Consider the following 347-nt stretch of genomic DNA (forward strand, 5'->3'; position numbering starts at 1 on the left):
CGGGAGTATTTCACCGTGGGCAAGGTTCGACTGCACAGCGCCTCGTTCTGTCGTCAGCATCTGGTTTGTCCTCTCTGTGCGATCCGCCGAGGAGCGAAGGCCCTTGGCGCGTATCTGACACGCTGGCAGGTCTTGCAAGAAGAACGTCCTGACTTGCGCCCGTATCTATTGACTCTCACGGTCAAAAACGGCGATGACCTGGAAGAGCGTCAAAACCATCTCAGCAAGTCCCTACGCAAGCTGCTGACGCACCGACGCCATTTCAAGGCAGGTGTTCCGCGTGCCCCGTGGACTGAGCTTTGCCGAGCTGAAGGGGCCGTTTACACAATGGAACTGACCAACAAGGG

At 57.6% G+C, this 347-nt stretch carries 1 protein-coding gene; it reads left to right on the plus strand.

Annotated elements, in window-relative coordinates:
* Positions 1-347, plus strand: a 347-nt coding sequence (locus GHO25_RS26265) for a protein rep (RefSeq protein ID WP_178110263.1), incomplete at both ends; no start/stop codon positions are given.

The organism is Pseudomonas sp. FSL R10-1350 (assembly GCF_009600525.1).
Lineage (GTDB): Bacteria > Pseudomonadota > Gammaproteobacteria > Pseudomonadales > Pseudomonadaceae > Aquipseudomonas > Aquipseudomonas helleri.